Origin of the sequence: Algoriphagus machipongonensis, assembly GCF_000166275.1 — a bacterium.
Lineage (GTDB): Bacteria > Bacteroidota > Bacteroidia > Cytophagales > Cyclobacteriaceae > Algoriphagus > Algoriphagus machipongonensis.
This window is the reverse complement of the sequence record NZ_CM001023.1, coordinates 1,877,407-1,902,180: the sequence shown is the minus strand read 5'-3', so window position 1 is coordinate 1,902,180 and position 24,774 is coordinate 1,877,407. Positions and strand designations below refer to the sequence as shown.

The 24,774-nt window shown below is 39.1% G+C and carries 13 protein-coding genes; 1 reads left to right on the top strand and 12 read right to left on the bottom strand.

Annotated elements, in window-relative coordinates:
- Positions 1–35 precede the first annotated feature (35 nt).
- From ALPR1_RS08140 to ALPR1_RS08115, 6 genes are all read right to left on the bottom strand, one after another.
- The gene (locus ALPR1_RS08140) at positions 36–2,462 is read right to left on the bottom strand and encodes an ABC transporter permease (protein WP_008199839.1); all 2,427 of its coding nucleotides are present in this window, start codon (positions 2,460–2,462) and stop codon (positions 36–38) included.
- A gap of 313 nt (positions 2,463–2,775) precedes the next feature.
- Entirely contained in the window at positions 2,776–5,136 is a 2,361-nt protein-coding gene (locus ALPR1_RS08135) for an ABC transporter permease (protein ID WP_008199838.1), read from the bottom strand.
- A 122-nt stretch (positions 5,137–5,258) separates the two neighbouring features.
- A complete protein-coding gene (locus tag ALPR1_RS08130) occupies positions 5,259–7,685 on the bottom strand; it encodes an ABC transporter permease (protein ID WP_008199837.1) in 2,427 nt (808 codons plus the stop codon).
- 221 nt (positions 7,686–7,906) lie between these two features.
- Complete coding sequence (locus ALPR1_RS08125; RefSeq protein ID WP_008199836.1) at positions 7,907–10,330, bottom strand: ABC transporter permease; 2,424 nt, start codon at positions 10,328–10,330, stop codon at positions 7,907–7,909.
- Between the two features lie 356 nt (positions 10,331–10,686).
- Positions 10,687–11,697, bottom strand: coding sequence for a cytochrome d ubiquinol oxidase subunit II (locus ALPR1_RS08120; RefSeq protein WP_008199835.1), 1,011 nt, complete (start codon positions 11,695–11,697; stop codon positions 10,687–10,689).
- A gap of 10 nt (positions 11,698–11,707) precedes the next feature.
- Positions 11,708–13,051 carry a cytochrome ubiquinol oxidase subunit I gene (locus ALPR1_RS08115; RefSeq protein WP_008199834.1) on the bottom strand — a complete coding sequence of 448 codons (1,344 nt, stop codon included), beginning with the start codon at positions 13,049–13,051 and terminating at the stop codon, positions 11,708–11,710.
- A gap of 256 nt (positions 13,052–13,307) precedes the next feature.
- Between ALPR1_RS08115 and ALPR1_RS08110 the strand changes: the two genes are divergently transcribed.
- On the top strand, positions 13,308–14,294 hold the full coding sequence (locus tag ALPR1_RS08110) for a bestrophin family protein (RefSeq protein ID WP_008199833.1): 987 nt from the start codon (positions 13,308–13,310) through the stop codon (positions 14,292–14,294).
- Positions 14,295–14,541: 247 nt separating this feature from the next.
- On the opposite strand, the gene ALPR1_RS08105 is transcribed toward ALPR1_RS08110, so the two are convergent.
- The 6 genes from ALPR1_RS08105 to ALPR1_RS08080 form a co-directional block, all read right to left on the bottom strand.
- Positions 14,542–15,237 (bottom strand): head GIN domain-containing protein, encoded by a 696-nt coding sequence (locus ALPR1_RS08105; protein WP_008199832.1) that lies wholly within the window; start codon positions 15,235–15,237, stop codon positions 14,542–14,544.
- A gap of 257 nt (positions 15,238–15,494) precedes the next feature.
- The gene (locus ALPR1_RS08100) at positions 15,495–17,921 is read right to left on the bottom strand and encodes an ABC transporter permease (protein WP_008199831.1); all 2,427 of its coding nucleotides are present in this window, start codon (positions 17,919–17,921) and stop codon (positions 15,495–15,497) included.
- Between the two features lie 70 nt (positions 17,922–17,991).
- A complete protein-coding gene (locus tag ALPR1_RS20250) occupies positions 17,992–18,681 on the bottom strand; it encodes a head GIN domain-containing protein (protein WP_008199829.1) in 690 nt (229 codons plus the stop codon).
- A 237-nt stretch (positions 18,682–18,918) separates the two neighbouring features.
- Positions 18,919–19,596 carry a DUF3823 domain-containing protein gene (locus ALPR1_RS08090; RefSeq protein ID WP_008199827.1) on the bottom strand — a complete coding sequence of 226 codons (678 nt, stop codon included), beginning with the start codon at positions 19,594–19,596 and terminating at the stop codon, positions 18,919–18,921.
- Positions 19,597–19,608: 12 nt separating this feature from the next.
- Positions 19,609–21,456 (bottom strand): RagB/SusD family nutrient uptake outer membrane protein, encoded by a 1,848-nt coding sequence (locus tag ALPR1_RS08085; protein ID WP_008199825.1) that lies wholly within the window; start codon positions 21,454–21,456, stop codon positions 19,609–19,611.
- 11 nt (positions 21,457–21,467) lie between these two features.
- Positions 21,468–24,572, bottom strand: a complete 3,105-nt coding sequence (locus ALPR1_RS08080; RefSeq protein WP_237701638.1) for a SusC/RagA family TonB-linked outer membrane protein — start codon at positions 24,570–24,572, stop codon at positions 21,468–21,470.
- Positions 24,573–24,774: the final 202 nt, after the last annotated feature.

Sequence of the window (24,774 nt, the reverse complement as noted above, 5' to 3'; positions counted from 1 at the left end):
AAAATCTTGATACTTATGTCTTGTTACTAGCTACTTTATTCGCTTTTCAAACTCTTCACGGGATTCAACATAGCAGCTTTGATTGCTTGGAAACTAATTGTCACCAAGGCAACTACAACTGCCAACATCCCTGAGACCAAGAATACCCACCAGTGAACTGGCACCTGATAAGCAAAGCCTTCTAACCATTGATTCATTGCATACCAAGCCACCGGTGTTGCGACAAGAATCGCGATTAAAACCAACTGGATAAAGTCCTTTGAAAGAAGTCCTACTATGCTGCCGATATTCGCACCCAACACTTTCCGGATCCCGATTTCCTTAGTTCGCTGCTCTGCTGTGTAAGTAGCCAAGCCTAGTAATCCCAAACAAGCGATCAAAATTGCCAAAACAGAGAACGTGGTAAAGATCTGTCTAAACCTGAAATCTGATTCATATTGGGTATTAAAGTCCTCGTCTAGAAAGCTATAAATAAAAGGTCTGTGCGGTGCCAACTCACTCCATACTGCATCTATTTCTGCAAGAGTGGCAGGTATATTTTCTCCCTTTACTTTTAAGCTCATAAAGCGACTTGCGTAGGCCTCAAAAGGCAAAGTCAAGGGTTCTACTTTATTATGTAATGAGATATAATTAAAGTCTTTTACAACTCCAATTACCTCCCCTTCTCTTCCCCATTGATCGAATTTTTTACCAACTATATCGGCCGGATTAGCATACCCATATTGTCTGGCTGCTGCTTCATTGATCACCAAAGCAGAAGTGGAATCTGATGGATAATCTCTGCTGTAAGATCTACCAGCAACTAATTCCAGATTAAAATGATCAATAAAATCCAATCCTACCTGAAAAATAGCCTGACCAATCATGACCATTTCACCCTCAGGGTTTTCAATAAAAGTACCTGCATTTGGGAAGTGACTTCCCGGCACAGATCTGGAAAATGCCACAGATTCTATATTTGGGTTCTTCTCCAGTTCACTTTCCAATGCTGAGGAAACATTGTTTACCTGTTCATCATAATTGTAATCCACAATAACCATCTGTTCTTTATCGAAACCCATATCCTTATCCAACAAATGACTCATTTGAGAATAAACAATCAATGTCCCAGCGATCAGCGCAATTGAAAGACTAAACTGAAAAACCACGAGACCTTTTCTGAGATTGACTCCACGAGCATCGGATTTGTTTATCCCTTTTAAAATCATCACTGGACGAAAACTGGATAATACCAATGCGGGATAAGAACCAGCTAAAAGTCCCACAATAAGGATAATCCCCAAAAAGAACGGAACTGTTTGCCAATTGAGAACACTACCTACCAGTAGTTCTTTTCCGGTAATGTCATTCATCATGGGTAGAGCAGCCGAAACGAAAACCACTGCCACTAGTGCTGAAAGAATTACTATGATCAGAGATTCGCCCAAAAATTGGAAAATCAAGGAGTTTTTATCAGCTCCAATAGACTTTCGAATCCCTACTTCTTTAGCTCTTTCCATGGATCTTGCAGTGGAAAGGTTCATAAAATTGATAATAGCTATTCCCAAAATAAATAGTCCAATCACGGAAAAAACATAAATATTGGACAATGAAGACGTATCTCCTGGCTGACGCTGCACTTCCGATCTAAGGTAAACGTCCTTCAAGGGCTCAATACCAATCGTATAATTTGGCCCATTTTCTTCGCTGGCTCTTCTTTCCAAAAATTCAGGAATTTTCGCTTCAAATGCCTGCTGGTCAAATTGCTCATTTACCAAGAAATAGGTGTAGGTATCTACATAACCCCAGGCATCAAAAACACCTGGTCTTGATTGATGAAAAGTACTTAAAGAGAGAAGGGTATTGAATTGAAGATGGGAATTGGAAGGTAAGTCTTTCATTACTCCCGTCACGGTATAATCCCCGGCATCGGCTCTCCCAGCCACATCACTACCTTTAAGGGTTTTTCCTAATGCTTCCTGATCACCAAAATATTTCCGTGCTGTGGTTTCTGATAAAACCACGCTAAATGGTGCTACTAAAGCATTTTTAGGATCTCCTTCAAGTAACTCATAAGAAAACACATCAAAAAAGGTGGAGTCCATAAAAACAATTCCTTCCTCCTGTTGCGTCTGGTCACCTATCGTAAATAGGATATCAGCTCTTCCAGAAAACCGGACTACTTTTTCCACTTCAGGAAAATCCAATTCCAATGCAGGTCCAACGGGGGCATTGCCCCAAACCCAATAATTTTCTCTGGAGTTAACTTCAACCTGCTCATCCTCTCCAAAATATCCGTGAACTACTCTGAATATCCGATCACCTTTTTCATTGAATTGGTCATAGGAAAGCTCGTCCTGCACAAACATAAAAATCAAGACACAGCAGGCCATCCCAATTCCCAACCCTACAATATTGATAAAGGAATAAACCTTCTTTTTCAGAAGATTTCTATAAGCGATTTTAAAATAGTTTTTCAGCATGGTTTTATCAATTGGAAAATTAAAAGATTGGAAGGTTGAAAAATTAGGTTCGCCAAATCCTTCATTCTAACCATCATTACTCTTGATTCTTATTTATAATTTCTTTTTTCTTGGTTCTTGACTCTTGGTTCTAAATACTAAATACTATATACCTACCTTCTCCAAGCAAGCTTGGTACTTGATACCTACCTTCGGCAGGCAAGCTTGACTCTTAATTCCTTCCTTCGGAATGCAGGCTTGGCTCTTGTTTCTTGGCTCTTCTATCTTGGTACTTTAAACTTGACACCTACCTTCGGCAGGCAAGCTTTGTACATCACTCACTTTTCAACGTTCTAGCCGGATTAGTCAAAGCCGCTTTGATCGATTGGAAACCTACGGTAAGTATTGCGATAAGCATGGTGGCTGCACCGGTTGCGACAAACACCCACCACTCTATTCCTACACTATAATCATAATTCTGAAGCCATTGATCCATGGCGTACCAAGCCACGGGAACTGATAAGAGAAATGCAATCCCTACCAGCTTTAGAAAATCTTTAGATAGCAGCATCGAAATACTCCCCACACTTGCTCCCATCACTTTTCGCACTCCAATTTCTTTGATTCTATTGGCTGCCATATAGGTAGAAAGTCCAAACAGCCCTAAGCAGGAAATAACTATTGTCAGGATGGTGAATAGAACAGAGAGACTTGCGGTTCGCTTGGTATCATTGAATTTTCTGGCGTATTGCTCATCCACGAAATGGTACTCGAAAGGGAAATTAGGATTGAAATCTTCAAATACTTCCTGAATAGATGCAATATTATCTGCGACTGGCTGATCTCCATTGAGACGAATGTGAAGGACATTATACCAAGAGGAAGGTCCAAATACCATCAACGGATTCACTGGGTCATAAGGTGACTCAAAGATGAAATCTTTGATGACCCCCACAACTGTATAATTCTCTTCTTCTTCAGAGACAATCTGCCCTACGGGATTTTCTAGGCGCATTTTTCTCACCGCAGTTTCATTCAATAAAATAGCTGTAGAATCGCTTGGGAACTGGTGAATATCGATATCCCTGCCTTCAACCAATTCAGTGCCCATCACTTTCATAAAATCAGCATCTGAACTGAACCTGATGAAATCAAGTTTCTCATCTTCAGGAGTACTGCCTTCCCAAGAATAGCCCCATCCATCACTATAACGCTGCGTTATCGGGCTCATGGATTTGGTCATCGCCTCCACAGATCCCGTGTTCAGTAAGGATTGCTTGATTGCATCATATTGCTTTTCAATATCTCCCTGCATCATCACATAGATCAAGTTTTCCTTATCATATCCTAGTTCTCTCTTCTGCGCATGACTGATTTGGCGCTGAATAATAATGGTGGAAACAATGAGCACAATTGCAAAACTGAACTGCAGAACTACCAAAACTTTACGTGGATTGACTGCCGATGCGGCTGATTTAAAAGTCCCCTTCAGTACTTTAACCGGACTAAAGGATGAAAGGAAAAATGCTGGATAACTTCCTGCCAAAAGACCTGTAAGCAAGATAAAACCAATCAGTTGTAACCAGAAAACTAAACTACTGTACTGGATGAAAAGTTGTTTATTTACCAGAGTATTGAAAGATGGCAATACTAATTCTACTACCAGAATAGCTAAAATCCCAGCAATAAATGCAATCATGGTGCTTTCACCTATAAACTGTAATATAAGCGAGTTCTTCCTAGCCCCCACTACTTTTCTCAGCCCTACTTCTTTTGCTCTTTTTTCACTTCGTGCCGTACTCAGATTCATAAAATTGATACAGGCAATAACCAAAATAAACACGGCTATAAACGCGAACATCCGCACGGTAACTACTCTACCTCCTACAAGCTTACCATTCTCACTTTTCCCATAAAGATGTACTTGGGATAGCGGATAAAGGAACACTTCTGTGGAAGACTCCCCATTCGTATGATCCTTGGTGATATTGACTATTTTGTCATTAAATGAAAACTGGGAGGTATTTTCATTAAGCAATACGAAAGTCTCCACAGAGTTATTTCCCCACCATTCATCATCCCATCCCAATTTCTTCATATAGTCCCATGACAGAAAATAGTCAGACTGAAATCGGGTATTATTTGGTATGTTCTCTAAAACAGCCGTAACAGTAAAAATATCAGTGCTATCGATTTTGACTGACTGACCAATTGCATCTTCCTCTCCAAAAAGCTTCTTGGCAAAATCTTCAGTGACCACCATGTTATATGGGTCACCCAGAGCAGTAGTGGTATTCCCCTGAAGTGCTGGAAAGTCAAATACCTCCAAAAATTCAGGATCTACGAAAGCACCTGACTCGTTAGATTTTTTATCTCCTACGGTAAATAGGAAGCTTGTGGTATTAAGCCGAACTGCCTGTTCCACTTCAGGATAATCCTTTTCAAGAGTTGGCCCTAAAATTTTTGGAGAGGAACCCCATACCCAGAGTTCCCCACTAAATGTATCCCGGTTAAATGTTTTGTAAATACGATCGGACTTTGGATGCTCCCGGTCCATACTCACTTCATTTTGCACCCAGAGTAAGATAAGAATTGCAGAAGCCATCCCGATTCCAAGGCCTCCGATATTTATAAAAGCAAATCCTTTACTTCTAATAATATTTCTCCAAGCTATTTTAAAATAGTTCTTTAGCATAGTTTATCTATTGGAAAATTAAAAGATTGGAAGGTTAAAAAATTAAGTCCTTCTAATCCTTCATTAATCTCAGTTTTTAATTCTTGACACTTTGTACTGGGTACTTAATGCTTCGTACTTCTTTATTCATCCTTCAGACTCTTCACAGGATTGGCCTGAATACTCTTGTAACTTTGGAAGAAAATGGTTATCAATGCCAAGCCTAAACAAGAAACTGTGGCTATGATAATTACCCATACATTGATCCCAGTTTTATAAGCAAATTCTTCTAACCATTGGTCCATAAAATAGATCCCTATGGGTATTGCGAATAAGATTGAAATGAGAATTAATTTCATATAGGAAGCAGAAAGCATCAGAAATATTTCCGCCATCGAAGCACCAAAAACTTTCCTGATCCCAATTTCCTTGGTCCTTAAATGTGTGGTATAGGAAGTCAATCCAAATAAGCCTAAGCAGGCAATTAGAATGGAAATAAATGTCAACACTTCAAGAAGGTCCGCCATTTTCATTTCAGACTCATAAACCCTATTAAAGTCCTCATCTAAAAAGGAGTAATTCATTGGGACGCGAGGCTCATACTCTTTCCAAGCATCTAAAAGAGACTCTATCCCTGATTCCATGGCATTTCCCTGAATTCTAACCGAGATGTAATCACGGAGGAAATAATCATGCATATACTCGATTACCAGAGGCTTAATTTCATTCCTAAATGACTCGAAATTAAAATCCTCAACCATTCCGACCACCTCTAATGTAGCCTCATCCTCTGCTCCTTGGTTTTTAACGATCATCTGACCAATCGGCTGGTCAAGAATCCCAAAAAATCGCGCGGCTTCTTGATTGATAATCACTTTACCTGCATCTGCTCCCATGGTAGGGGCGAAGTTTCTACCCTCAATCAAGTTGAACTTGTAAACATCTAAATAATCTGCATCCGCTTCATACCAATTCATTCCTTGCTCCTCTCCACCTTCCTGTAGATTAAAAGACCTCATCTGGAATTGTCCAGCCATAGGAATACCTGTAGAAAAGCTCAAATCCTGAATTTGAGAACTGGAAGCAAATCTACCCTTGAAATCTTCCCTTTGCTGATTTTGGATTTCTCCATCATTATGGATGATTACCATTTGGTCTTTATCAAATCCCGGATTAGCGCTTTGAATAAATGTCATTTGCCGCTGCACCATAAGCGTACAAATGATTAAGGTCAAAGAAGTTGCGAATTGAAAAACCACCAGTGCATTTCTAAAGCTATGGGAGTTTTTCCCTCCACCTAGTTGCTTTTTAATAATAAGAAGTGGCTTGAATGAGCTAAGGTAAAATGCTGGATAAAAGCCTGATAAAAGGGTAAGGGTAATCAATAACAGTGGTATTGCGATTAATACCATAGGGTTATTGATCAAATTAAAGTCTAGATTCTTCCCAGAAATCTGATTGAATGCTCCATTTGATAATTGAACAAAGACTATGGAAAGCAGCAGAGAAAGCAAAACAATGATAAATGCCTCAGTCAGAAATTGGTAAACCAATTGGGACTTGTTGGAGCCCAGCACTTTTCTGACACCTACTTCCATCGACCTTAGCCCAGCTTTGGCGGTAGCCAAGTTCATGAAATTGATACAAGCGAGCAGCAATACGATAATCGCAACCATTGAAAAAATATACACGTAGCTTTCATAGCTATTCGCCTCAAACTCTCTCAAAAGATGTGAGTTCAAATGAATATCCTGAATTGGCATCAATCTCAAATTATAATCAGAACCTCCCTCTTCGTCTTTAAAGGATGGAATAGCATACCTGGCCACTAAATCATCTAGTTTGCCAGCTACAATCTCCCGGTCCTTTGCAGGAAACTTCACATAAGTATTTAATATGGACCAAGACCAGGTATCCATTAAAAATATCTCTTGATACATTCCTGGTTCATAAACCAGCATATCAAAATGAAAATGGCTTTGGGAAGGTATATCTTCTACTACAGCAGCAATTTCTCTAGGTGTAGGGTTATTACTTCCTATTAATACTGCCTTTCCAACCATTTCTTGAGGAGAAATATCACCAAAATACTTCTTCCCCATCGTTTCTGAGATAGCCACAAAATTCGGTTGAGAAAGGGCTTTCTCTTTACTTCCAGCCAATAGGTTTAAATCGAAAACCTGAAAAAAATTGGGTTCAGCGTAGAAGACTTGATCCTCTCTGAATACTTGATCTTTGTTTACTCCTGATCCAGGCTGAATCGTAAAATCATTCCATTTCAAAATTCTTGTCACTTCCTGAATTTCGGGAACATCCTCCTGAATTCTGGGTCCCAATGCTGGTGGAGCAGTCGCATATCCTCCCGTTTTGAAGTTTCCGTAATGCGAACTAATTCGAAAGATTGATTCTGAATCAGGGAAATGTTGATCATAACTTAATTCATCTTGTACGAAGAGAGAAATCATTAAAAAACCACTAATCCCTAAAGTCAAACCAATAATATTCAACCCAGTATATAGTCTGTTTTTCTTGAGTACTCTCCAAGCAATTTTAAAGTAGTTTTTAAGCATTAAGTTTAAGGTTTAAATTTTCAAAGGTTTTTGATATTGGGAGAGCAATCATTTTTCGATATTCATTCGTTCGGATTCTTTTTATAATCTTTAGTGTATTACTTATTCCACTTTTATGCCATCAAAAAAAGCCCAAAACATTACTGTTTCAGGCTTTTAAGTATGTTTTGTAAATAACAAGCGAACATTATTGTCCGCTGGTGGTCAAAAGGTTTCTACAATTACTCATCTGACAAACTATCCACTGGATTAGCTAAAGCGGAACGTATGGCTTTCGATCCAACAGTCATTCCAGTAATCACTAAGGAGGAGATCATCACCAAAACGAATAGGCTGACAGAAATCGGTATTTTGAAAGCAAAGGATTCCAGCCACTTTTCCATCATGAAATAAGCAATCGGAACGGCTATGAAGAAAGATAAGAAGACCATAAAGAAATAGTCCTTTGTAAGCATCATAGTGATTTGAGCAACAGAGGCTCCCAAAACTTTTCTGATCCCAATTTCTTTCACCTTTTGACTTATCATAAATGAAACCAACCCATAAAGTCCAATACATGAAATCAAGATGGAAATACAAGCAAAAATCTTGAATACCAAGGCCAGCTTTTGCTCACTCTCGTAAAACTGTTGAATACTCTCATCCAAAAAGTTGCCATGGTAAATCTGCTCCGGGTAAATCTGATTATACTCTTCCTCGATTTGGGCGATCGTTTTTAAAGAAGTTGCCTCATTTAGTTTGATCCCCACCACATGGTAAAAATCCTTTTTGGGTGCGATTACCAATTGTCTGATTTCATCACGAAGTGAATTAACTGTAAAATCTTTGATTACCCCTGTTACGGTGGCCCATTCATCCATTATACCCAGCCTAAACTGTTTTCCAATAGCATCTTCCGGGTTTTCCACCAAAAGCCTTTTTGCCATCGTTTCGTTAATAACGACCTCTTTTATCGTGTCACTTGCCTGGTAAGGCCCTCCCGCCAAAAACTCTATACCATAGGTATCAAAGTAATTTTCATCGCCAAACTTTGCGAATGCCGGAAATGGAACGTCCTCGTTAACCCCGTCGAAATAAAAGTTGAATAGGCTATTGTTATCTGAGGCAGGAACATCAGACCCCAAACTAATGGAAACCACATTGGAATTGGTTAGTAACTTTTGCTTAAAGGCATCAATTCTATGTTCTGTTGGGCTATCAAAAGGTACTTCTACAAAGTAAATTGACTCCTGAGAAAAGCCCAGATCCGCTTCCTGCACCATATTCATTTGGCGAATAGCAATCACGGTACTGATCATCAAAATCTGAGCAATAGCAAACTGGATCACTACCAATGCTTTCCTTACTGATACCCCACCGATTCTATTTTTTTGAAACCTACTTTTTAAAGCATGAATTGGTTTAAACCTTGAAATGACTAAAGCAGGATAAAAGCCAGAAAGAAGTGTAAGTATTAAGATCAACAAACCCAAGAATCCAAGAATAACCGGCTGGAAGAAATTCATTTTTTCTGGCACATCGGCAATCAGACTTAAAAATGGAAGCAACATGGTTGCTGCCAACACGCCCACGGTTGCTGCTATCAAAACCGAAAGAAATGTCTCCCCAAAAGATTGATAAATTATCTGCATTTTTGAGCTCCCCATCACCTTTCTAACGCCAATTTCTTTGCCTTTACCAATGGCTTTGGAAGTGGATAAATTGACAAAATTGATGGAAGCCATAATCAGGATAAAAAGCCCGATAACTATCAAAGTATTGATGGTTGACACCCGGATCATTCCCCCGCTCAAAGGTCCATAGATGGAATCAAAATGAATATCTTTAAAAGCCTGAAGTAAAAGTTGTTTTTCTGATGTACCTCTATTTTTAAAATTTTTGGCAGTGAATGCATCCAAGGCATTTTGAGCTGTCTCTTCCCTTGTGTTCTCTGCGATTTTGACATATAACTGGTTATCGCTTCCTAGGCTTCCCCAGGAGTCAAAATCAAAATCAAAGATTTCAGGGTTAGATCGTACCGTTTGATACGAAACCAAAATTTCGCATCGCATATTGCTGTTCATTGGCATATCTTCCAACACCCCAGCTACTGTCAATTTCAAACCGGAAGAAAACTCAATATTCTTATTCTCTACGCCTTTCCAATCTCCAAAAAGTTTTTCAGCAGTCTCTTTGGTTAAAAAAACCTTATTGGGTTCAGCTAGATCTGCTGCATTTCCAGAAACAAAATCTGTATCAAAAAGCTCTACATAATCCGGAGTAGTATAGAAAACGTGATCTATTTCAAATTTATCTGGAATAGCGGCCTTGTTGTCCTCTGGGTAAAGATTGATTTGTGTATTGTAAGCTGATTTTACCGGGACAATTTTTTCGAAAGGTAAATTATCTGCTGCTATAGCATCGGGGACAGGGTTAGGTACACCTGGGTTGTAATCAAACCCATCCGGATATTCGTCTTGAGTTACAATTCTATAGACTTCATGGTAATGACTTTGGAACTTGTCATAGCTGTATTCAAACTGGATCACAACAAAAAGTAAAAGTGCTGCTGTAATGCCTATGGCAAGACCGAATATATTAATTGCTCCAGCCCATTTGCTTCGGAGCAAGTTTCTCCAAGCAACTTTAATATAGTTAGTAAACATAAGTTGGTTGTTGGTTCGAAGTTTAGTATTGATGAAATTCATCCCTTTCTACTCCAGTTTTATGCCATGAAAAACACGCTTAAATAGCTTAAAAACAACGATTGCTCATCTATTTAATAAAATTGAACGGACAATTTTGTTCGCTGGTGGGCAAAGTCCTTTGAAGAGTAGTAAAACCTGGACGTCATTGCGAGCGCAGCGTAGCAATCCAGTTGAATAAAACGGGATTGCCACGTCGTCGTTTCTCCTCCTCGCAATGACGGTGTGAAAAGGAATTTTATTTTCCGATTAAAGTTCCTCTTTGCGTACCATTGCGAGCGGAGCGTGGCAATCTCAAACTTCCAACTTCCTCCCACCTAGTCCACCACTTTCGGTCTTTGGAAGCTAAACAGCAAATAGAATAGTGATGGTAGAATCAATAAACTGCCGATAAGCAAAGCCCAGGCAAGTGAATCTATGGGTTTTCCTAAAGCCGCTGAATTGAATACAGAAAGGTTTTCACCCGATTCGGTTAAAATGATATTTGGGAAATAATGATAACCGAAGGCCAATAAAATTGCGGTAACTACAAAGCCGCTCAAGAACCTGCTTACTTTTCTTTTTCCTTTCCCCAGTTGTAACCAAAGTACTACTAAGGCAATTGTGGCCAAAAACAATATCCCCATCGTAATTGGCTCGAGTAAGAGTAAATGAGCTAGCCCTAATTCATCAACTTCTGCAGCCAAAAATACTAATCCACCAGCCAATACCATCAAGACCAAAAACAACCTTGCTTTCTTGAGGAAAAGTGATTTCACCTCATTTTCTTCAGTTTCCCCTACCAAATATACTGCAGCCAAAAAACCACATATCATGACGGTAAAAATCCCAACGGAGACACTAAAAAAGTTGAACCATGGGTAAATAAACGATTGATAGTAATCAACAGCAGTTGGATTAACTCTCCCACTTACTGCTGCACCAAATATCAAACCAAGGAAAAATGGAGTCACAAAACTTGAATAGGTGAATATCAGGTTGTAAACCCTTTGCATATCATCTTTCACGGCATCATAATGCCTAAAAACAAATGCTGTACCTCTACCAATAATCCCAATTAACATTAAAACCAGAGGTATATGCAAATGGATTGATAACATTGTATAGACCTTTGGAAACCCTACAAAAAGAATCACAATCGTAATGATTAACCACATGTGATTCGCTTCCCAGACGGGACCTATGGTTTTATAGGTGGTAGCCCGAATCCTATCTCTCATCTTTGACTGGGTTGTAATCTCTACAATACCAGCACCAAAGTCTGCTCCTCCGAGCAACACATAGAGTAAAATCGATAAACCAAGAAAAATAATCACCACATAAATCATGGACAAAACATTAAGAGTTTGTGGATTGAGATTCTGAAATTCCTGAAATATTCTCGGAAGCCTTTGGCACAGATCTAATCTGTCTAACTAACAAAAACCCCACTACCAAAGATAGAGAAAGGTAGATCGCTGTGAACAGATAAAAGGTATAAGCAATACCCGGAATAGGACTCAAAGCGTCTTTGGTTTTGAGTATCTCATAGATTATCCAAGGCTGCCTCCCTACTTCGGTCACTGTCCATCCAGCTTCTACAGCAATAAATCCCAAGGGAGTCGCTAAAGCAAAAAGCCAGAGAAACCACCTCGAACCTTGCCAAGATTTCCTTTTCCAAATCGAAAAGAAAAACAAGAGACTTAACCCCATCATTATCATTCCTAAACCAACCATGATTTGAAAGGCAAAATGAGTAACCATGACCGGAGGATGATTTTCCTTTGGGAACTGATCCAATCCAATTACTTCTGCCTCAAAATCTCCATGGGCAAAAAAACTCAAAGCCCCGGGAATTTTGATTGCATAATTGACCGTTTCATTTTCTTCATCCGGTATTCCTCCTATGATCAAAGGAGCTACTTTACTGGTTTCGAAGTGAGCTTCCATTGCAGCCAATTTTGCTGGCTGCCTCACCGCTATATCCTTTGCTGAAATATCTCCAGATAGAGGCTGCAAAATAGCTGCTACTGCTCCAAAAGAGATAGCAATCAAAAAAGCTTTTCTATGAAAAACATCGTTTTTCCCTTTCAATAATAGATAAGCATGAATTCCTGCCACGGCAAAACCGGTAGCTGCAAATGCCGCCAAAGTCATATGTAAAGCCTGCGAAAACCAAGCCTCATTAAATAAGGCTTTGACCGGGTCAATGTTTAGGTATTCACCGTTAACAAAATCAAAACCAGTAGGGCTATTCATCCAGCCATTTGCTGCAACAACCAAGATTCCGGAGGCCAAACCACTGATTCCCACCACTACCCCTGTGGCCCAATGAAACCAAGGTTTAAACTTGCCCCAGCCATAGAGGTAAAAACCTAAGGCAATGGCTTCAATAAAAAAGGCGGTTCCCTCAAGGGAAAATGGCATACCGAAAATCGGACCTGCATGTAACATGAATTTGGGCCAAAGCAATCCCAATTCAAAAGAAAGCATAGTTCCTGAAACTGCTCCGGTAACAAAAAAAATCGCAACTCCTCTACTCCAAGCCTTTGTCAGATCTTTATATACAATTTCACCGGTTTTTAAATATTTGTAATGTGAAGTAGCCATGAAAAATGGCATCACCATTCCTATACAGGCAAAAATAATATGAAAGCCAAGAGAGAGGGCCATTTGCGATCTTGCTGCCAACAGGTCATCCATTCCAAAGAGGGTAATAGGGTTGTTTAAAAAAGGACCACTTACACATTAAGTTTCTCCCTTATTGACGCTAATTCCTAAACTTTAGTTCATCGAATTCACATAAATTCTTGCACTTCAAAACAATTTTCAAATCCAAGTATTCTTGTCAAAAAAAGTAAAGAAAAAATAGATAAAAAGAGTATTTTTATCACAATACCAGCAGTTTAGCTAATGGATTTTTAACATTTTTCAGTAGTTTAAAAGAAAAATACTTTATATGTACGTCAAACGGTATTATAGTTTTTGGATGACTATTCGGTGGTCTAAGTATTCACTGATCTACGGTGTTCTTTATTCTCTTGTCATCATTTTTTTATACGAAATAACCAATATTCCATTTTCGCTTCCCTGGGAACCAATTTCAGTGATTGGTATTGCGGTAGCATTCTTTTTAGGCTTTAAGAACAACAGTTCCTATGACCGTACTTGGGAGGCAAGAAAAATCTGGGGAGCAATTGTAAATGAAAGCCGAACCTTTGCCACAGGAATTTTAAGTCTACCTAATCAAGAGATGCCATTTGAAAGTAAGAAGAAGTTGATTTATCGGCACCTTGCCTGGCTTCTAGCCTTGAAACATGTCATGAGGAATGAAAAAACATGGGAACATAACCTTCCAGTCAATAAATTGAATTTTATCCCAGGGTTTATCAAAGAATACTATGATGGAATTTTCGCGGAAATCGAAAAGTATGTCAGTGAAGAAGAGTTAGCAGAATTAAAAAAACATTCGAATATTCCTTCGCAGTTACTAAAAAATCAAAGTCTTGAAATTGGTAAATTAAATCAGGAAGGGTTTGTCAGTGACATTAAACAGGTATGGATTCACGAACTGATTGGCAAATTATACACGAATCAAGGAATGAGTGAGCGGATCAAAAACTTCCCTTTTCCAAGACAATATGCGTCCACAGGTCTTTGGATCACCTATATATTTTGTGCATTAATACCATTTGGTCTACTCGATATTTTTGAACAATCTAGCGCTTTACATTATTGGCTTACCATTCCTTTTTCGTCCATCATTATTTGGACATTCTTTGTGGTGGATAGAATCGGGGATTATTCAGAGAATCCATTTGAAGGAGGTTACAACGACGTACCTATTTCCTCCATATCTAGAGCGATAGAAATTGACCTATTAGAGATGCTAGGAGAAGAAAAAATCCCAGAATCTTATCAAGTTGAAAACGGATTTTTAATGTAGTCAACTGATTTTCAATAGGCTAATAATTAAATAGCACAATTGCCTCAGTTGTTTGGTATGAAATGAAAAATCATGCAAAAAATATCTAATTGGGTGAATTTGTGGTAATACCCAATCCTATTTATGGGATTTTGATATTAAATGGGGAAGGAAATAAGGTATGGACAACGCATGCGTTGTCCCCACCTGCGTTGTCCTTACTATCGTCATCCCGATTCCAAAATCAGGAATCTAGAAATTGAGGGGTTTACCTCTTACGGATACTGCTTGATCCTGAAACTTTGATATCCCCCATTCTAGGCGAACCTGAGTAAACAATATCACCAGAACCAGACGATCTTACAGAAATCTCTCCTAAATCCCCTACGTAGGTATCTCCGGAGCCTGACTTTCTCACATCCAGTTCCTCAATAGATAAGTCCTCAGCATCAAAATCGCCAGAACCTGATTGAGAAATACTTGCTTCTCCGATAGCTCCTCCATCAATTTTGATTTTTGCAGAGCCAGAGATCGAAGCATCTAATTCATCCGCTCTCAAGTTTCTCATAATAATATCACCTGAGCCTGAAAGCCCAAGGTTAAACTCCTCGGATATGACATCAGATTTAACAATTATTTCTCCCGAACCGGAGCATTTCAGACCTTCTAAGGTTTTATATGTAACGTAAAACTTCAGGTTGACATTTCTATAATTCCCTCTTTCCAATCCCAGCTTCAGGGTACCACCATCAATTTCAGTCTTCACTTTACTTAATTCCACACCTCTAGCTTCAATTCTTACTTCCTCAGTATTTCCTTCCTCTAGGATTACTTCCCAGCTTCCACCAGAATGAACTTCAGAAAAATGCCCGAGGTTTCTTGTTTCCGTCTCCTGTGCCATAGCACATGATACCATGGTCATAGCCACAAATGCTATTGCAAATAGTTTTGAATAAATTTTCATTGTATTATAGTTGAAATGTTGGAAAATTATAAAATTCACTGTTGATACTCTCTAAACCTTAGAAAGTAAAGCTCTTAACTTTAAGATGATATTTGGTGAAAAAAGGTTGCATGGAACTAGTTTAAAATCCCCATTTCTTCATCCATTTTGATGATTCTGAATTCTTCACCCTTCTTTTTAACCTAGGTTCTTGGCCCTTGATTCTAGAATCCTGCCTTTGGCAGGCAAGCTTTGTACTTGGTACTTCTTTCCAAAACTCACTCGTTCTTGATACTTTTTACAGGATTAGCATAAGCCGCCTTCATGGACTGAAGCATTACAGTGCCTGCAGCTATAATTCCTGCTATTAGACCAGCCCATAAAAACACGGTCCAGCTGATTCCAATTTTATAGGCAAAATCCTGAAGCCATTGACTCATACCAAACCAGGAAATCGGAATGGCAATCAAGAATCCAATAAGCACTAGTTTCATAAAGTCCTTCCCTAGTAAAATCAAAATATTGCTGGTTTCGGCACCCATCACTTTCCTGATCCCGATTTCTCTTGTTCTTTGCTCTGTAGCAAAAGTCGTCAGTCCCAATAATCCCAATACCGAAATAAGTACTGCCAAAGCTGAGAAGAAAGTGAAAATAGTTTTTACGCGATCTTCAGCTTCATACTGCTGATTGAACCCTTCATCTACAAAAATAGGCTCAAATGGGAACCCTGCATTTAGGTCTGCCCACTCACTTTCCAAATAAGCTAAAACCTCTTCCCTTTTGGAGGCATCAACTTTTATACTTAGTTGGTTAGACCTGTCTTGAGTTATCATAAAAACGATGGGAACAATGGGCTGATGTAAAGATTCAAAATGGAAATCTTTCATTACGCCAGTTACGAAACCATTTCTGCCTCCATAATTAAACTTCTTCCCAATTGCTTCTTCCGGTGATGACCATCCAATCTCTCTGATTGCTGATTCATTTAAGACAAAGGCCTCTGAGGAATCACTTGCCATCTGAAAATCAAAATCTCTACCTGCCACAATCGGAATTCCGTAAGTTTTGATAAACTCATGCCCTACATGGATATCTGCGATCCTTATTTCCAACTGAGACATTTCTCCATTGATTTCCGCACTTCCTCCTTGTGAATCCAATAATCTTCCAGAGGGAACACGACTGGAAATAGAGACTGCAGATATGCCTGGTTGAGACATCAACCTATCTTTTATGATCTGATAGTTTTCTTCAATTTTAGGATTGCTAGGTAGGACTACAATATCGTCTTTTTCAAATCCCAAATCCTTTGATTGCATAAAGTCTAATTGACGAACAACCACGATTACTGCCACTATGAGCATTACGGAAATCGCAAACTGGCCTACGACCAAAATTGATCTGAAATTCTCGTGTCCTTTACCAGCTTTGAAGGTTCCTTTTAAAACTTTGGAAGGAGAAAAACCGGAAAGGAATAAAGCTGGATAACTTCCCGCTAAAAGACCTACTCCTATCGCCAATCCTACAAGACCAAGTAAATACTCTGGGTTTCTGAAGAAGTTTAGGCTAAGCTCTTTTTGAGTGAAATCTGAAAATGCAGGTAAAAATATGAAGGCCAATATCACTGCAAAGACCAAGGAAATGAAGGTCATGACAAATGATTCGCCCATAAACTGATTAACTAATCTGCTTCTGTCAGCACCCATTACTTTCCTCAATCCTACTTCCATAGATCTCAAGGAAGATCTCGCAGTAGATAAGTTCATGAAGTTGATACAGGCAATCAGCAAAATGAACAAGGCAACCGCAAAATAAACATACACATAGTCCATATTTCCATTGGCTTCTATCTCAGAATCCAAGTTGGAATACAAGTGAATATCCTCTATTGGCCAAAGGTGAAGTGCAGTAGTTTTTGATCTTGGAATCCCAGACTGTGATTCACTCATGTTTCGGTCGATCAATCCTGGCAACTGGGCTTCTAGCGCTTTATAATCATAGCCCTCTTTTAATAAGACATAGGTTGAAAAATTATTTCCACCGAAATTCTTCATAAACTCTTCCAGTCCACCATAAAACTCGATAACAGGATTCATAGTCGCTAAAAAATCGGGATGCATATGGGTATTATCCGGGATTGTTTCAAAAACACCGCGTACCTGAAAAGGAAGGGTTAGCCCCATTATTTCACCAATAAGCTCTTTACCCATAGCGGATTCATCTCCAAAATATTTGATGGCCATTTCTTCAGAAATCAAAATACCATCTCCTGCACTTAATCCTGCTTTAGGGTCTCCTTCGATCATCTTCCAAGAAAATACATCGAACACTTCAGGATCAGCAAAAAACACATTTTCTTCCATAAAGGAATTCTCGCCTGACCTTAGCAATAAGCCGTTGTTGGTAAGGCGTACTACCTCTTCTACCTGATCCCCAAAATCTGATTTAATCAGTGGGCCAAAAGGTGCTGCCACATGCCCCAAATGCAAGCTTACTTCTCCATCTGGATTATACCAGTTTCTGGATACTCTATAAATTCGATCCGAATTTTCATGGTAAGTATCATAGCTCAATTCATGCTGTACAAATAGAAAAATCAAAATACTGACAGCCATTCCGATTGATAAACCCAAAATGTTAATAAAAACATATAGCGGGTTCTTCTTGGCGTTCCTGAATACGATTTTGAAGTAATTTTTGAACATGGCTGGTTGGGGGTAAAGTGAATAAAGTTTGACCTGAGGAGGCTATCATCAAGTCAAACTATGGAAGGTTTTATTTTCTGATTATCCTGGCTGATCCAGAACTACCAATCGATTGGCTGGTAGGGTTTCCTTTGATATAGACATTTCCCAATCCAGAGGCCCCAACTTTCAGATCTCCGTTTACTCCGATTGAAGTAGCTCCTGACCCTGATTTTCCAATTTTCACATCTCCTGCCATTAACTCCAGCGCATCAAATGACCCTGAGCCTGACTGTCCAATGTTGGCAGATTCACAGGATCCACCTTCGATCACCACTTTACCTGACCCGCTCATCCCCACACTTAGTTTTCTTGCGTCTAGCTCTTTCATTATGATATCTCCGGAGCCTGAAGTTCCTATGGCAAAGTTACCTGAATTAATATCTGATTCCACTGTCATGGTTCCTGAACCGCTTAATCCCAAGGCTGACAATTCTCTCACGGTTACATAAGCAGTGAAATCCACTTGTCTATATTTTCCTTTTTCCAATTTGATCTCAAGCTTTCCGTCCTCAACTTCTGTGATCACTTTAGAAAGGTCAAAACCGTGAGAAACCAATTTGACTTCATCTTTGTCACCAAGGCTAACCACCACATCCCAGGAACCGGAAGATCCTACTTTATTAAAATCACCTGGAGTTCTGATTTCTGTTTGCGCCTGCACAGTGGTTCCCATTAAAAATAGAAGAAGAACCAAACTGTAAATTTTTGAAATATTCATTTTACCTTAAGTTTTGCTGATTTCCCTATCTATTCCAGAGATTGTGCCAAGCCCCAAATCGCGCTTTCAAGCAAATAAATGGTGTTATTGAATACTTATTTGTCCGATCAACCTAGATTTTGCCCGAAATCGAACAAATAATTTCCTAGTATAAATCAGTCCCAAATTCAGGTAGGGATAAAAAAAACCAGCTACCAAAAAGGTAGCTGGCCAACCATTGCTCCCAAACCAATAGAATTACAATGGTATATTTTCTACTTGAGTATAAACCAATTCAGCGACACCGGAGGTCTTTGCTCCTACACGGACAAAAATATCACCCCTTCCTGCGAGTCCACCTGGTATGGGCACCTCCACTGTTATGGGTATACCAATTTCAATTTGGTCTGCGGGAACATTAAAAGATCCCTCATTCCTTACAATATCTGTAATGGATGTTCTACCCATGTAAACACCTGCAAACTCTAAGTCTCTATTGGTATTCACTCCATCAACCGTAAAGGTGACAGATAGGCTATTCCCGCTTGGACTAACACTTGCATTGTTCACAACATAGTAAGGCTGAACCTCTACATCAATAATTTGTGATCCTCTGACCTGAACATCAATAGAGTCAGTTCTATCCATCCAAGGTCCATTACCTCGGATTAGATTCATCTTATAATCTCCATCAAAAATTACCGCTGAGAATGTGCCGTCTTGGGCTACATAAACAGGGATCTTTTGGTAAAGATCAAACCCTGGCTGCCAAAGTTCGAGTTCAACCCCATTACTTCGAAGACCAAGAGCTTCCCCATTGTACACTATTCTACCTGAAAGTGTTGACTTGGGTTCCTCGAAGTTATCGAACTCACAACCTGCGGCCATTAGGCCTATCAGCAGGATCATGTACGCTTTTATATATTTCAATTTCATAGCTTCGACTTTTTAGTGGAATGGATTTCTTACAATTTTCGGATTGGCATCAATTACACCCTGAGAAATCTGAGAGTAATAGTTACCCATTTGGAAGAATCTTGGTGCTCTAAACCTTGGTGCAACAGATTTCACGAAGATATATTTACCATCGCGAGGATCGCCTGGTCTTACTACCCTGTATGGATAAAGACTATAGATCATACTTTCAGGGTTGTCTGGATTTCCTGACCATTTTTCATGAGCCACTCTCCATCTTTTATAATCCCATACTACATGATCTTCGAATGCAAGCTCTACTCTACGCTCTTGCATGATATCTTCCATTGTCAAACTGCTTAAACTATTTGCTCCAAAACCAGCTCTTTCTCTTAGCACATTGATATAATCAACAGCTTCAGGCTGGCCAAGTTCGTATGCAGCTTCAGCAGCATTAAGGTAAATCTCACCAAGTCTAAATCTTACCCACCATACTTCGCTTCGGATACCACGAGTACTAGCTCCTACAGCATTATCTACATACTTTCTTAGATAAAATCCAGTGTTAGAAACTTCCTGAATAGAACGGTGAGGTCCACCGGCCGCAACCAAAACTCCTCCATCTTCATATTCCGTAGCAATACCGTCAGACTCAATTCGATCATAGCTACTGCCATTCCAAACCATGACTCCAGCCTGCATAAAGATCTCCTGACCTCTGAAAGTAGAACCAGGGTAAATTACCGTACCATATAGACGAGCATCTTTACCTTCGAAGATTTCATTTACCTCATCATAGTAGATATAATCTGATCCATCTGCTTCATGAGTTTTCAACTCACCTGAACTTCCGTCCAGGTACTGAAAATCCTCCACAAGATTAAGACCTGGAGTGATGGCCGAAGAACCTAAGTTATCTTCACGCGCAGATCTAGCTACATTATCGTAAGTAAATCCATGTCTTTTATCCGCAGACAATAAATAGTCTTGAGCCCAGATCACTTCTGGATTACCATTTTTAGTGATAATTGCCTCATAGAAATTCTCACCCAAATCTGGATTAGAATTATACAAGTTGTAGCCACCTTCATTGATGATGGTTTGAGAAGCTTGTAGAGAAGTAGAGTAATAGGAATCAGCTCTTGATGGATCAATTCCAACCTCATTATTTGGAAGAGTGATTGGAGAACCCATAGCTCCATTGTATTTAGCTAAAGATCCTGCATACAAAGCAGCTCTACTAATTACAGCCAATGCAGTAAATCTATTTGCTCTGGTATTACTTCCGGTATTTCCAATTGTCGGTAAAATGTCTTGCATTTCACTGATCACGAAATCATAAACTTCAGCTTCCGTATTTCTAGGATTCTGTAAATAAGTAGGGTCACCATTGAAATCATAGATCAATTCCTCTGTAATTAATGGAACGCCCCCCATTCTTTTCACATGCTCAAAATAAACATACGCTCTAATGAATCGCAGTTCACTTTCAAACTGGGCCTTTTGAGCTTCTGGAAGTTCAGAAATCGTATTTAGCTTATCGATTGCCAAATTGATATCTCGAATCAAACCATAATCCCAAAGCTGCCATCTATTGAAGCTATATGAGAAAATGTTATTTAGTCCATCATTCCCAGAGTATCCAGACCACATCGCTTCGTCATAGGCAGCAAAATCAGCCCATCCACCAGTTAGTGTCGTATGCGTTGGAAGTCTATCATAATAGTTAGATAAAACACCCGTTACCAATTTTGGGTCATTCCATACTTGATCATCAAGTAGAATATTAGGCGGTTCCAATTCGAGGAAGTCCGTATCGCATGAGGTTGAAATCACAGTCAATAGTGCCAACCCCAACATATATCTTTTGAATAATTTCATATTAGTATCGTTTATAGGGTGATATTGAAACCAAATGTGAATAAACGTTGCTGAGGATAAACCAATCCGTTAGCCGCACCGATTTCAGGATCAATTCCAAAGTCCTTCACATTATCCAATGAGAATAAGTTTGTACCTGAAGCATATACTCTTAGTGTACTTATACCAATTTTATCCAAAACTGGAGCTGGTAATCTATAACCAACTTCAAGGTTTCTCAATCTGATATATTTCACATTAGTCAACCAGAAGGTGTTGTTATTGTATAGGTGATTTGCACCAAACCTTCTGATGGCAGGATAAGTACCTGGAACCCAATCGCTATCTGTGTTGAACAGATCCTCTCTGTGCCATCTGTCCTCAAACATATAATCTGGCGAGGTACCATTGTTTTGGAATGGATATCTCAATTCCCAGTTTCTAGTAAATGTTTGCATAGATGCTCCAGCAAAGCTGAAATAAAGATCAAATCCTTTATAATTTACTGAACCGTTTAAACCGAAACTCATGTATGGATTTGCTCCTGTTGCATATCCAATAGGTCTCTCATCCATGCCATTGATCACTCCATCACCATTCACATCTTTATAAATAAAGTCACCTGGAAGAAGGTTTCTGTTTCCTTGTCCGTCAATGTTTACAGGATAATTATCAATTTCTTCCTGGCTTTCAAATCTGCCTTCTACTTGATAACCCCAGTTGATGTTTGCCCATCTTCCTTCTTGATCGGTACGATATTCGTTCCACGAGTTTCCAAAACGTGGCTTATATCTTTCCACAATCTTCAGTCTGGAAATGGTACCATTGGCACTTAAAGAGAAATTCACATCACCTACCGTAGCAGCATAAGTAATAATACCTTCAATACCACGGTGAGCATCTGATTCTAAGTTTTCAGAAGGCAGTGTATATCCTACTTCTGTAGGTAATAACACATCGTATCTACCAGCAGGGAGTCCTGTTCTTCTTCTTTCAAAAATATCAGCTTGGACAAACAATTTATTTTTGAAAAAGTAGGAGTCAATACCAAAGTTGATATTGGTATTAGTAATCCAAGAAAGGTTAGTAACTGGAATACCTCTTGGATCTACACCTGGAACGAAAGACCCATTTAGAATGGCACTTCCACCTGCTGTAGGAATGAAGTTGTAACCTGAATAGTAACTGAATGGATCTACAATGAAATTATTGCTTCCAATGAATCTATCACTACCTGTCTGGCCCCAAGAAGCACGAAGCTTTAATCCACTTAGGAAGTTTCCTTTGACGCCGTCCATAAATCCTTCATCAGAGATTTGCCACCCTGCAGTTACGCCTGGGAAAAATCCATACCTGTTTTCTTCATCAAAAAGGAAAGATCCATCAAGACGTCCGAAAAGCTCTAAAAGGTACTTCTCTTTGTAGTTATAATTGATTTTCGCCAAATAACCCTCTCTAGCCTCTTGATAAATTTGATCTATCAAAAGATCTTGATCAGCAAAAGACATGAGTGGAATATAATTATTTGGTGGCACAGTATGAACTACCATATTGTGCGAGTTATTACTCCATCTTTCATAAGCTGCAATAGCTGAAACGTAGTGATCTCCCCAGTTCTTACCGTAGTTTATTTGGAACTGAGCCACTTGATCAATTGTGTTTCTTTTTCTTCTCTCTCTCCAAGGGTTTTGGTTTCCCCACTCTGGACGAGTTTCATATACATCAGTATCTTCATTATAGATGTATCCATCGTAGGTATACTCAAATCCATCAAAATCAAAGTTGTTGAAACTATAAGAGTATGTTCCTTTTAAGGATAAGCCAAAATCAAATTCATATTGAGCATAAAAGTTGGCTTTGATAGCTCTATTAACTTCATCAATATACCCTGTAATATCTTTGGTATAGGTGGCTGGGTTCACATTGATATTGTGAACATCCCCATTGACATAATTAGGATTATCATTTGCATAAGGCCTTTCTGTTGGCCACATGGTGAAGATACTTAGGAAAGGATTGAAGTAATCATCCAATCCAGGAACACCTACTTGTTCTCTGTTTTCCAATCTTCCGCTCAACTGAGTACCTACAGTAAATCCATCAGCTAGCGTCATATCGATATTAGATTGAAAATTTGTTCGTTGGAACAAATAATCATCGATCATTGCATCCTGATCTAAATGAGAAAGGGAGAAAAAATACTTGGTGTTTTCAGATCCCCCTGTAGCACTTGCATTAATAGAAGATTGAGGCACATTTGGCTTCATAATGAAATCATAGTAATCGAAGCTTTGGAAACCTTTTTCTGTTCCTTGCTCCCATCTGGCCAAATCTTCAGGAGAAATCGTAGGCGATCCACCAAGATTCACTTCTGATTCCGCATTGGCACGCACGTGCTGAAATGCATTGGCAGGTTGAGGATACCTAGTGAAATTTTGCAGACCATAATATCCCGAAAGGCTGATCTCTGCTTTCTGATTTTGACTACCTTTTTTGGTTGTAACCAAAACCACCCCGTTTGCTGCTCTCATACCATAAATAGCAGCAGAAGCATCTTTGAGTATTGAGATACTCTCGATATCAGATTGGCCTAGGTTGTTGAACTGTGCTGCGTCAGATGGGATACCATCAATTACAAACAATGGGGTACCCATGTTTCTAATTTGAATGGTAGTACTTGCTCCCGGACGAGCATCTGTTTGTCTTGCTGTTACACCTTGAATTTTACCAACTAATGCACCCGAAGTAGTAACTGCTGGCGTTCTTATCAAATCATCAGCTTTTACTTCACCAATAGCACCTGTAATGGTTCCCCTCTTTTGAACACCATAACCTACAACCAAAACTTCATCAAGATTGGCGAGGTTTTCTGTAAGAGTAATGTTAATTGAAGTTTGATTCCCTACCGTAACTTCTTGAGAATTGAAGCCGATAAATGAGAATACAAGAACACTCTCTGGTCCTGGGACCGTAAGAGAATATTTCCCGTCTAAATCAGTAGCCACACCAGTAGTTGTTCCTTGAACAATTACGGAAACCCCTGGCAATGGCAATCCTTGAGCATCAACTACGGTACCGCTCACTTCAACATCTTTATAATCTGATTCTATCATACTCTTATTTATATTAAGAGCCATAGAATTTGATATATAAGAAGTATTCAAGAACAACACCATACAGATGAAAAAGGTATTCTTTTGTAAAGAATTACATTTCATATTATTTATGGGTTTGATTGAAAATAGTTTTAATTATTACACAATAGTATTCCACCCTACATAAAATATGTAAGTACCAAAACGCAATAGTTATCCACTGACACAATTTTTTAAACAAATT

Coding starts and splice junctions, on each gene's coding strand:
- ALPR1_RS08140 (WP_008199839.1), bottom strand. CDS start 2,462: ATGCTGAAAAACTATTTTAAAATCGCTTATAGAAATCTTCTGAAAAAG.
- ALPR1_RS08115 (WP_008199834.1), bottom strand. CDS start 13,051: ATGGATGACCTGTTGGCAGCAAGATCGCAAATGGCCCTCTCTCTTGGC.
- ALPR1_RS08085 (WP_008199825.1), bottom strand. CDS start 21,456: ATGAAATTATTCAAAAGATATATGTTGGGGTTGGCACTATTGACTGTG.
- ALPR1_RS08120 (WP_008199835.1), bottom strand. CDS start 11,697: ATGATTTATGTGGTGATTATTTTTCTTGGTTTATCGATTTTACTCTAT.
- ALPR1_RS20250 (WP_008199829.1), bottom strand. CDS start 18,681: ATGAATATTTCAAAAATTTACAGTTTGGTTCTTCTTCTATTTTTAATG.
- ALPR1_RS08125 (WP_008199836.1), bottom strand. CDS start 10,330: ATGTTTACTAACTATATTAAAGTTGCTTGGAGAAACTTGCTCCGAAGC.
- ALPR1_RS08100 (WP_008199831.1), bottom strand. CDS start 17,921: ATGTTCAAAAATTACTTCAAAATCGTATTCAGGAACGCCAAGAAGAAC.
- ALPR1_RS08105 (WP_008199832.1), bottom strand. CDS start 15,237: ATGAAAATTTATTCAAAACTATTTGCAATAGCATTTGTGGCTATGACC.
- ALPR1_RS08080 (WP_237701638.1), bottom strand. CDS start 24,572: ATGGCTCTTAATATAAATAAGAGTATGATAGAATCAGATTATAAAGAT.
- ALPR1_RS08090 (WP_008199827.1), bottom strand. CDS start 19,596: ATGAAATTGAAATATATAAAAGCGTACATGATCCTGCTGATAGGCCTA.
- ALPR1_RS08135 (WP_008199838.1), bottom strand. CDS start 5,136: ATGCTAAAGAACTATTTTAAAATAGCTTGGAGAAATATTATTAGAAGT.
- ALPR1_RS08130 (WP_008199837.1), bottom strand. CDS start 7,685: ATGCTTAAAAACTACTTTAAAATTGCTTGGAGAGTACTCAAGAAAAAC.
- ALPR1_RS08110 (WP_008199833.1), top strand. CDS start 13,308: ATGTACGTCAAACGGTATTATAGTTTTTGGATGACTATTCGGTGGTCT.